This is a genomic window from Streptomyces otsuchiensis, assembly GCF_004305975.1.
In the GTDB taxonomy this organism is placed as follows: Bacteria; Actinomycetota; Actinomycetes; order Streptomycetales; family Streptomycetaceae; genus Streptomyces; species Streptomyces otsuchiensis.
Genome location: NZ_BHZI01000210.1, coordinates 1 through 10459, shown reverse-complemented (window position 1 = coordinate 10459; position 10459 = coordinate 1). Strand labels below are relative to the sequence as shown.

Here is a 10459-nt window from a genome sequence, read left to right as displayed (position 1 = left end):
GCCCGCGTCTTCGCCGACGAGAAGGCCACCGTGCGGGTGGAGTTCGCCGAACTCTCCGACCAGGTGATGGGCGCCCTCATGGACGGCCGGGTGACGCTGCCGCCCGACCTGGACCTGCACGACCAGCGGCTGTGGATGCTCCCCGCCTGCGGCCCCCACCTCAGCGACAACTACCGCGTCCTGTGGCCCATCGCCCAGGAGTTCCGGCCCGACCTGCTGCTGCGCGACGGCACCGACTTCGCGGGCTTCCTGGTCGCCGAGGCCCTCGGAATCGTCCATGTGCCCGCGCCCTCCGGCACGGGCCAGTACCTCGACCCCGCACTGGTCGCCGGAGCACTCGCCGAGCGCCGTGACGAACTCGGCCTCCCCGCCGAGGACGACCCCCTGGCCATCTACCGGCACGGCCGCCTGGACTGCGTACCCGCCTCCCTGTCCTACGCGCGGCCCGGACTGCCCGACGCCTTCGCCTACCAGCAGCCGGCCGTCGTCACCCGCGCCCAGCGTCTTCCGGAGTGGATCGCGGAGCTGCCCGCCGACCGGCCGCTGGTGATCGCCGCCACCGGCACCCTGCTCACCGACTTCACCCCCGAGGAGGGCGCCCTGCCCGAGGCGGCCACGGAGAACCCGCTCTCGCACGTGCCCGAGGCGTACATCGCGGGCCTCTCCGAGATCGACTGCACGGCGGTCGTCGCCACTGCCGGCATCCCCGTCGACCCCAAGCTCGCCGGGGACGACGTGCACATCGTCGACCACTTCCCCCAGCCCGAACTGCTGCAGTGCGCACAGCTGTTCCTCACCCACGGCGGCTACAACAGCATCCGCGAGTCCCTGCGGGCGGGCGTGCCCATGGCCGTGCTGCCCCTCTTCGGAGACCAGGAGCACAACGCGGACCGCACCGCCGAACTCGGCGTGGGGCTGCGGGTGATGGACGCCGACGCGGAGAACGTCACCAAGACCTGTGCCCGGCTGGTGGGGGACGCCGCCACCACGGCCGGGGCCCGCGCCGCCCAGCGCCGGATGATGACCCTCCCCCCGGTCGAGGCCGCGGTGGAACACCTGGAAGGACTCGTGGGATGACCCCGACCGCACAGCCGGCGGAGCCGGCGGAACCGACCGGCCCGGCGGGCCCCCGCGATCCGGCGGCCGCCGCGCGGGGCGAGCGGCCCCGCATCCGGGGCAACGACCACGGTGTCCTCGCGCCGCCCGCGCTGGGTGAGTGGGAGCCGCGCCTGACGGTCACCGTCGTCGTGCCCGCCTACAACGGCCAGGACGCCCTCGACCTCACCCTCGCCGGGCTCGCCGCGCAGTCCTACCCCGCGCACCTCACCGAAGTCGTGGTCGTCGACGACGGCAGCTCCCCGCCCATCCGGATTCCCGAGATCGCCCCGGAGAACACCCGGCTCATCCCCTCCGCCCCCGGCGGCTGGGGCCGCAGCCACGCGGTGCGGACGGGAGCCGCCGAGGCCGGGGGAGAGGTGATCGTCTGGATCGACAACGACACCCTCGCCCACCGGGAGCACCTGGAGGCCCAGCTGCGCTGGCACCACCTCGCGGACTACCTCGTCGTCCTCGGCACCCGCCGGGTCGTCGACCACAAGCCGGGCGACCTCACCCCGGCCGCCGCCTACGAGGCGGTCGCCCGCGGTGCGGCGGACACCCTCTACGACGAGGAGACCAGCCGTCCCAACGGCTGGATCGACGCCGTACGCGAGGCGACCGACGAACTGCGCGCCGCCGGCCCGAGCGTCGGCACCACACTGGTCGGTTCCACCGCCTCGGTCCACCGCGACCTGCTGCGCGCGGCGGGCGACTCCGACCCGGGGATGATCCTCGGCGAGGACACCGAGCTGGGCTACCGCCTCTCCCAGGCGGGCGCCGTCTTCGTGCCCGAGCCCGAGGCCCGCTCCTGGCACCTGGGCGCCCCCACCATCGAACGCGAACAGGGCGGGCTGCTGCGGCTCATCCGCCCCCACCTGACCCACCGCGTCCCCACGATGCGGCTCGCCCGCCGCCGGCGGCGGCAGTGGCTGGTGCCGTACGTGGACGTCGTGGTGGAGGTCGCGGACGCCACCGCCGAGGACGTGCGGGCGACCGTCGACCCGGTGCTCGACGGCACGCTGCCCGATGTGCGGGTGACGCTGGTCGGCCCCTGGGAGCGGCTCACCGACGGACGGCGCAGCGTGTTCGGCGACCCACTGGCCGAACTGCGGCTCGTGCGCGACGAGTACGCCCACGAGGGCCGGGTGGTCTTCGCCGCCGAGGTGCCGGAGACCTCGTTCCCCGCGCCGTTCCGGCTGCGATGCGTACCCGGCTGGCGGCCGGCCCCCGACGGCCTCGCCGCGCTGGTGCGGGAAGCCGACACCGACGGCCTCGGCATCGTCGAACTCACCGGACCGGACGGGGAGTACGGCGCCCGCCTGGAGCGGACGGCTGCCGTGCGCCGGGCGTTGCTGCTGGCCGGGCCTGGCGAGGAGCTGGACGCGGTGGTGGCCGACGTCTCCGGCGTGTTGCGCACCGACGACACCCGCTGGGGCGGCACCGACGCGCGGACGGACGAGTTCAGCGTCGACAGCCTGCTCGCGATGCTGGAGGAACAGGGCCTGCGCCCTCCGCCGCGCGCGTCGTGACCGGACTGCCCCGGGGCCCGCGGCGGGCACCGCGGGCCGCCGGCCCCTGCCGGGCGCCTCTGCCCGGTCTCTCTGCTGAACCTCTCGGAAAGGAAGCCTGCGCATGCGTGTGGGTGTGTTCGGCGCGGGCTACATCGGTCTGGTGACCGGTGTCTGTCTGGCCTCACTGGGACACCGGGTGGTGGTCCGTGACATCGTCCCCGACCGGGTGGAGATGCTCCGCGCCGGCCAGGTCCCCCTCTACGAACCCGGACTCGAAGACCTGCTCTGGCAGCACCGGGACCGGCTGACCTTCACCCTGGACGCCGCCGAGGCGCTGGAGGGCACGGAGGTCGCGTTCGTCTGCGTCGACACCCCGCCCTCCGCCTCGGGGGACGCCGACCTGTCGCGGGTGTGGTCGGTCGTCGGGGACCTCGCGGCGGCGACGGAACTGAAGGCCGTGGTGGTCAAGTCGACCGTTCCCGTCGGCACCGGCGAGCAGATCCGCGGCGCTCTCGACGCCTCCGGTCTCGGGCACCTCGGCTACGCCTCCAACCCGGAGTTCACCGCGGAGGGCCGCGCGGTGCGCGACTTCCTGCGCCCCGACCGGGTGGTGATCGGTGCCGAGGAGCCGGAGACCGCCCGGCTGGTCGCCGCGCTCCACGAGGGCATCGAGGCGCCGGTCGAGGTGATGAGCGTCGCCTCCGCCGAGATGGTGAAGCTGGCGGCCAACGCCCTCCTCGCCACGAAGATCACCTTCATCAACGAGATCGCCGCCGTGTGCGAGCGGACCGGGGCGGACGTCCTGGAGGTGGCCCGGGCCGTCGGTCTCGACCACCGGCTGGGCCCCCACTTTCTCAACGCCGGTCTCGGGTACGGCGGTTCGTGCTTCCCCAAGGACTCCCGCGCACTGCGCGCCATGGCCTCCAACAGCGGCTACCCCTTCCAGCTGCTGTCCGCCGTCATCGAGGTCAACGACCTCCAGCCCCGCCGCGCGGTCCAGCGCCTCAAACAGCGGCTCGGCGGGCTGCGCGGGCGGCGCGTGGCACTGCTCGGACTCACCTTCAAGCCCGACACCGACGACATGCGCGAGGCGCCCTCCGAGGTACTCGCCGCCCGGCTGCTCGCCGAGGGCTGCGAGGTGACCGGCTGGGACCCGATGGCCCGGCTGCCCGACCGGGAGCCCTGGACCACCCGGGTACGCCGCACCAAGACCGTCGCCGAGGCCGCCGAGGAGTGCGACGCCCTTGTGGTCGTCACCGAGTGGGCCGAACTCCGTGACGTGGACTGGCCGGACGTGGCGCGCCGGATGCGGGGACGGGTGCTCTTCGACGGCCGCAACACCCTCGACCGGGAGGAGCTGCGCTCCCACGGCTTCGTCTGCATGGCCGTGGGACGGGCCACGGTGGGGGAGGACTGACCCCCTGCGGTCCCAGGACGAAGCACGAGGGACGGGGGCACCGGCCATGGTCGGTGCCCCCGTCCCTCGTCCGCGTCCGGACGCGCAGCCGTGGTGCTCAGCTCCGGTCGCTCTCCCGCAGCCAGGAGACGACCTTCGGCACGCCGTCCGCCAGCGGGGTCGCCGGCCGCCAGCCCAGCTGGTCGGCGGCGCGCCCCACCCCGAGACTGATCCGGCGGACCTCCCCGGCCAGCGCCGGCTCGTGCACGGGCGCGGCCGTCGTCCCGGTGTCCCGGGCGAGGGCGGCATGGATGTCCAGGACGGAGGTCTCCACCCCGGTGCCGATGTTGATCAGCCCGGTTCCCCGGTCCAGGGCCCGAACGAAGGCGTCGGCCACATCGTCGACGTACACGTAGTCACGGGTGTTGAGGCCGTCGCCGAAGACCACACAGGGCCGGCCGGCGAGCAGGCGCTGCGCGAAGATGGCGATCACCCCGGCCTCACCCTGCGGATTCTGCCGGGGCCCGTAGACGTTGCCGAGCGCGAGGGAGGCGTGGGCCAGGCCGTACTCCTCCGCGAAGAGCCGCACGCACTCCGCGCCGTACTTCTTCGACAGGCCGTAGAAGGAGCGCGGCGCGAGCGGCGCCTCCTCCGCGAGGGGCAGCGTCTCCGGATCGGGCTCACCGTAGATGGTTCCGCCGCTGGAGGCGAAGACCACCTTGCGGCTGCCGGCGTCCCGGGCGGCCGTCAGCACCCGCAGCAGCCCGGTGATGTTGCTGTGCGCGTCGAGCAGCGGATCACGCATCGAGACGGCCACCGAGGGCTGCGCCGCCAGATGCACGACCACCTCGGGGCGGGCCGACCGGATGACATCGGCCGCCGCCTCCCCGGCGATGTCCAGCACATGGAGGTCGGCCTCCGCGAGCCCGAGGGAACGGGCGCGGTCGAGGTTCTCCGGCAGGCCGGTGGACAGGTCGTCGACCACGCTCACCCGGTGCCCCTCGACGAGCAGCCGGTCGACCAGATGCGAGCCGACGAAGCCGGCCCCTCCGGTGACGAGCACCCTCATGAGGTCCCCTCCGTGCCGCCGCCGGCCGAGGCCAGGAACGCGTCGACCTCCTCGGCGCACGCCATGGCCTGCGCGATGGCCTCGTCCTGGTTGATGTACAGGTAGTTGGCCAGGCGCCCGCAGAAGAACACCGGCAGCGGCGCCGCGTCGCGGATCTCCCGCTTGAGGGAGTCGTTGAGCCGCTCGTTACGGGAGTCGACCGTCGGGACCGGGTAGTGCCGGTGCGGCGCGCCGGGGTACTCCTCGCTGACCACCGTCGCCCCGATCCGCTGCCCGGTGGCGTGCTTGGTCTCGATGGTCCGGGTGTACGGCCGCCGCAGGGAGGGCCGGTTCACCTGGTAGCCGGGGGTGAGCGTGGCCGCGGGGTCGTCGACCGGGACGTACCGGGAGACGGTGCGGATCCCGCGCCACTCCAGGGCGTCGGGCCGGCCGGCGAAGTCGTCGAGGGCGGCCGTGACGACGACCGCCTGATGCTCCCTCGCGAGCTGCTCCAGGTCGGACAGACCGAGGGTCGCGCCCACCGTCACCGGCACCGGACGCGCGATCTGCTCGATGACCTCCTGGAAACCGCGCTCGGGAAAGAACTCCCAACGGTCGCGGAACAGCCGGGTGTTGCCGTCGGTCCGCAGGTCGAGCCGCTTCGGCGCGAAGTCGGCCGACAGCTCGTGCGGTTCGCGTCCCCACTGCTTGACGGTGTACTCGCGCACGAACAGGCCGTACAGCGTCGGCCCCATCACGGACTCCGAGTACTCCTGGAAGTTGGCCGTCGAGGGAGTCGCGGGAAGGTTCTCCAGCTCCTTCTCGATCCGCGGCCACAGCGGCAGCTCCCGCAGCTGGTCGACCTGGGGCGGCCAGGCCAGATAGCGCGGCTCCTCCTCGTCCTCCAGGAAGATCTCGGTGAGGACCCGGTGCTCGAAGGGCCGGCCGATCGCGTACTGCCCGACGAAGTCGGCGACCGCGCGGTTCGAGGTGTGGAAGATGTGGGGGCCGTTGGGCTCGAAGACCACGCCGCCGAGCACCTCGGAACGCGAGTGCCCGCCGAGCTGCTGGTCCCGCTCGTACAGATGGACCCGGTATCCGCGGTCGAGCAGCAGCCGGGCGGCGGTACAGCCGCTCCAGCCGCCACCGACGACAGCGACGCTGGGAGTGGTGGTCATCGGCGGGCACCTCCGGAGGCGGGGACGATCGGGGAGGGCGGCGAAGCTGCGGGAGCGGGCGCGGCGGTGGCCGTCGGCACGGCCGCGTGGCCGAACCACTCGACGGTGCGTCCGAGCCCGTCGGCGAGGGAGACCCGGGGACGCCAGCCCAGGACGGCCTCGGCACGTCCGATGTCGGGTTTGCGGCGGCGCGGGTCGTCCGGGTGGTTCTCGACGAACTCCACCGTCGACAGCCCGCCCGTCAGCTCCACCACGCGCCGGGCGAGGTCGAGGACGGTGATCTCGTCCGGGCTGCCGATGTTGACCGGACCGGCCTCCTCGCTCGCGGCCAGCGCCAGCAGCCCCGCGACGGTGTCGTCCACGTAGCACAGGGACCGGGTCTGGTGGCCGTCCCCCATGACGGGTAGCGGCCTCCCCGCGAGCGCCCGGGTGATGAAGGTCGGGACGACCCGCCCGTCGTCGCCGCGCATCGCGGGGCCGTAGGAGTTGAAGATGCGCGCGATGCCGGTGCCCAGCCCGAACTCCTTGCGGAAGGCGACGGTCATCGCCTCCGAGAACCGCTTGGACTCGTCGTACACCGACCGCGGGCCGACCGGGTTGACGTTCCCCCAGTACTCCTCGTGCTGCGGATGGACGTGCGGGTCGCCGTACACCTCGGACGTGGAGGCCAGCACGAACCGCGCCCCCTTGTCGCGGGCCAGGCACAGCAGGTGGTACGTGCCGTGGCCGCCGCTGCGCAGTGTCGCCACCGGCATCCGGAAGTAGTCCACCGGAGAGGCCGCGCACGCCAGATGGAGGACGAGGTCCACCTCGCCGGGCACCGTCACCGGTTCGGTGACGTCTGCCTCGACGAAGGCGAAGCGCGGATGGGGGGTGAGGTCGGCGATGTTCTCCGTCCGCCCGGTGCTCAGGTTGTCGACGCAGACGACGTCGTCGCCCAGCGCCAGCAGCGCCCGGCACAGATGGGAGCCGAGGAAGCCCGCGCCGCCGGTCACCACCACACGTCGCGCCCCCGGCGGGGCATTTCTCGGTCGAGCCGCAGGGCTCATCAGGACCAACTCCTTAACGTCCGCTGTACGCGTGAGGGAAGGGGGAGGGGCGCCGTCCCGGCGGGCCGCTTGCCGCGAGCCGCGACGCCGCTCACCGGCCGCGGCCGCCGCCGCGCACCCGTCCGGCGCCGGCCGGTCTCAGCCGAGCGCGCGGGCGCGGAAGCCCCGGATGCCCAGCGCCCCGGCGACGAAGACGGAGATCACCAGCACCGTCAGGCCGATCGGCAACGGGATGTGGGGGGCGGCCGGCACGGTGACGGCGCGCAGCGACTCACTGAGATAGGTCAGCGGGTTGAGCGCGCACAGCACCTGGAACCAGAGGGTGTCCGAGAGCATCGGCCACGGGAACTGGATGGCGCCGGTGAAGGTCAGCGGGGTCACAGCGATGGCGAACCAGACCGCGATGTTGCGGGACTCCACGGCGGTCCCCAGCCACAGCCCGGCCGCGGCACCGCAGCACGCGCCGAGCAGCACCAGCGGCAACGCCGCGAGCATCTGGGCGGGGGTCCACCACAGGTCCAGGATGAGGAAACCGATCGGCACGATGACGACCCCGGAGAGCACCCCCCGCATAGCGCCGAACGCCATCTTCGCCAGCGCCACCGTGTACAGGGGCGCCGGCAGCAGCAGCCGGTCCTCCAGCTCCCGGGTCACCGAGAAGTCGAAGACCAGCCCCAGCGCGGTGTTCTGCAGGGCGCCGAGGAAGGTGGTGAGAGCCAGGATGCCCGGCAGCAGGATCGCGGCGTAGTCCTCCCGGACGTAGCCGATCTGGATGAGCACATGGCCCATGACCAGCAGCATGAAGAACGGCTGGACGACCGTCTGCGCCAGCACCCGCGGCACCTCGCGCACCATGACGAACAGGTCCCGCCACAGCGCGGCGCGGAACCCGTGCCACGCGCGGACGAACCGTCGCCCGCTCCCGGCCGGACGCACCGGGCCGGTGATCTGCCCGCTCATCGGATCCCCCTGCCGGTCAGGCCGATGAACACGTCCTCCAGGCTCGGTCTGCGCACCCCGACGTCCCGCACCTCGCACCCGAGCCGCCCGATCACCTGGAGCAGCGCGGCCAGCACCGGCGTCGGGTCCGCCTCGGTCCGCAACCGGAACCGCGTCGGCGCGTCCTCCTCCTCACCGGAGCCCTCAGCCGTGCCGGTGCCCGGCCGGTCGGCGGAGGCCGGCTCGATCTGCTCGACGGACTCCACCCCGGGACACTCCGCGAGCGCCTTCGTGAGATCCCGCGCGCCCACCATCCCGACGTCCACCACCAGGTCCAGGTGCGTGCCCTCGGGCAGGGACGCCGTCAGCGCCGCCGGGGTGTCCAGGGCGATCAGCCGGCCGTGATCCATGATGCCCACGCGGTCGCACAGCCGGGCGGCCTCCTCCATGTCGTGCGTGGTGAGGACCACCGTCACTCCCCGCTCGTGCAGTTCGGTCAGCTTGTCGTAGACGAATAGCCGCGACTGGGGGTCGAGCCCGGTGGACGGCTCGTCGACGAAGAGCACCGACGGTTCGTGCAGCAGCGATCTGGCGATCTTGATGCGCTGCTGCTGGCCGCCCGACAGGTGGTCGACGCGGTCACCCGCGCGGTCGGCGAGCCCCATCTCCTCCAGCAGCGCGTCCGCCCGGCGCCGGCGCTCCCGGCGCGGCAGCCCGTGGTACAGACCGTGCATCACCAGGTTCTGGTGGACGCTCAGCCCGCGGTCCAGGTTGTTGTGCTGACTGACCACCCCCAGCACCCGGCGCGCCTCCGCGCCGTCGCGCATCAGGTCCACCCCGCCGACCCGCGCCTCGCCCCGGGACGGGACGACCCGGGTGGTCAGCACGCCGATGGTGGTGGTCTTGCCCGCCCCGTTGGGGCCGAGGAGCCCGAAGATCTCCCCGCGCGGCACCGAGAACGACACCTCGTCCACGGCTGGACGGTCCCGCTTGGGGTACACCTTGACCAGCCCGCGCGCGCTCACGGCTTCGTCGTCCGCCGTCATGGTGGAACCTCTCGGTGGTTTGCCCTCAGGCGGCGCCACGGCTAAGCCTCCCGGTATCAGCAGCCAGCACCCGCATCCCTGATCCCTTCGCCAGACACGTGGCCTGCCCGCAGGCTGCCGTCAGCGGCCCGCCGCAGCCAGGGCGTGCCGCCATCGGCTGCTCATCAGGGGGTAATCCGCGGGCCGCCCCGCTGGGGATTCCCCTAGGACCGGCCGCCCGCGGCGGCTTTCCGCGGTCCCGGCGTTGTCTGATGCGAGGGACCGACACGGCGGACAGTGGGAGGTTACGGATGCTGGTTCGGGTGCTCGGCCCGGTCGAGGTTTCCCTGAGCGGACCACCGTTGCCGCTGGGCGGACCGAAACACCGCGCGGTCCTGCGGTACCTCGCGCTGCGGGCCAACACCGTGGTCCCGGTGGAGGACCTGCTGCGCGCCCTGTGGGAGGACGCGCCGCCCAGGACGGCCCGCAAGATGGTGCAGAACGTCGTCTCCGAACTCCGCGCCGCGCTCACCGCGCAGGAGTGGTACGACACGCTCCCCCTCCCGGCGGCCGGACACCCGGCGCCCGGACACCCGGCGCCCGGACACCCGGCGCGTGCGGCCGACGCGGAACCGGGCCCCGAGGCCGGGGCGCCCGCCGTCATCCTGCTCACCCACGGGTCGGGGTACGTCCTGAGGGTCGACCCCGACCAGGTGGACGCCCTGCTCTTCGAACGGCTGGCCCGGGAGGGACTGACCCGGCTGCGGTCCGGAGCCTGCGCGGAAGGGCTGGCGCTCCTGCGGGAGGCCCTGGTCCTGTGGCCCCCGGCGGACGCCGCCCCCAGCGGTGCCGGGGGCCGCCGGGACCCGGCGGAGCGCTGGCCCGAGCGGCTCCGGACGGTGGAGCTGCGCGCCCAGGCCGAACGCCATCTCGCACCCGGTGACGGCACCGTCCTGGTCCTGACCACCGAGAGCGCCCCGCACCCCGGCGGAACCGGCCCGCTCACGGCGACCGCTGACGCCGAGTCGCGCTACGGCGCGGTGGTCCGTGCGATGACGGAGCGCCACGGAGGCCGGCTCTGCGTCGAGTTCGGCTCCCTGCGGGCGGCGGTCTTCCCCGCCGACGGGACGACGCCCGGCGCCGAGCGGGCCTGCGCGGCGGCCGACGCCGTGCGCAGCGCCCTCACCGGGCCCGCCACGGCCCCCGGCCCGGCCC

The 10459-nt window shown here is 73.5% G+C and carries 9 protein-coding genes; 4 read left to right on the top strand and 5 right to left on the bottom strand.

Going from position 1 to position 10459, the window contains the following annotated elements; all coding sequences use genetic code 11:
• The 3 genes from E0D90_RS18895 to E0D90_RS18885 form a co-directional block, all read left to right on the top strand.
• A partial coding sequence (locus E0D90_RS18895; protein WP_130799363.1) for a glycosyltransferase occupies window positions 1–1077 on the top strand: 1077 nt, incomplete at its 5' end.
• Window positions 1074–2627 carry a glycosyltransferase family 2 protein gene (locus E0D90_RS18890; protein WP_130799362.1) on the top strand — a complete coding sequence of 518 codons (1554 nt, stop codon included), beginning with the start codon at window positions 1074–1076 and terminating at the stop codon, window positions 2625–2627. The genes E0D90_RS18895 and E0D90_RS18890, both read left to right, overlap by 4 nt.
• Before the next feature lie 103 nt (window positions 2628–2730).
• A complete protein-coding gene (locus E0D90_RS18885; protein ID WP_130799361.1) occupies window positions 2731–4026 on the top strand; it encodes a UDP-glucose dehydrogenase family protein in 1296 nt (431 codons plus the stop codon).
• Window positions 4027–4123: 97 nt separating this feature from the next.
• Here the strand turns inward: E0D90_RS18885 and E0D90_RS18880 are convergent, their stop codons facing one another.
• From E0D90_RS18880 to E0D90_RS18860, 5 genes are all read right to left on the bottom strand, one after another.
• Window positions 4124–5074, bottom strand: coding sequence for an NAD-dependent epimerase/dehydratase family protein (locus tag E0D90_RS18880; protein ID WP_130799360.1), 951 nt, complete (start codon window positions 5072–5074; stop codon window positions 4124–4126).
• The gene (locus tag E0D90_RS18875) at window positions 5071–6231 is read right to left on the bottom strand and encodes an FAD-dependent oxidoreductase (RefSeq protein ID WP_130799359.1); all 1161 of its coding nucleotides are present in this window, start codon (window positions 6229–6231) and stop codon (window positions 5071–5073) included. The genes E0D90_RS18880 and E0D90_RS18875 overlap by 4 nt, the downstream gene beginning before the upstream one ends.
• Complete coding sequence (locus E0D90_RS18870; protein WP_130799358.1) at window positions 6228–7280, bottom strand: NAD-dependent epimerase/dehydratase family protein; 1053 nt, start codon at window positions 7278–7280, stop codon at window positions 6228–6230. Before E0D90_RS18870 ends, E0D90_RS18875 begins: the two co-directional genes overlap by 4 nt.
• A gap of 138 nt (window positions 7281–7418) precedes the next feature.
• On the bottom strand, window positions 7419–8240 hold the full coding sequence (locus E0D90_RS18865) for an ABC transporter permease (protein WP_130799357.1): 822 nt from the start codon (window positions 8238–8240) through the stop codon (window positions 7419–7421).
• Window positions 8237–9265, bottom strand: a complete 1029-nt coding sequence (locus tag E0D90_RS18860) for an ABC transporter ATP-binding protein (RefSeq protein ID WP_130799356.1) — start codon at window positions 9263–9265, stop codon at window positions 8237–8239. The genes E0D90_RS18865 and E0D90_RS18860 overlap by 4 nt, the downstream gene beginning before the upstream one ends.
• A 290-nt stretch (window positions 9266–9555) precedes the next feature.
• On the opposite strand from E0D90_RS18860, the gene E0D90_RS27505 reads away from it, so the two are divergent.
• Window positions 9556–10459, top strand: a 904-nt coding sequence (locus tag E0D90_RS27505; protein ID WP_194116916.1) for an AfsR/SARP family transcriptional regulator, incomplete at its 3' end; no start/stop codon positions are given.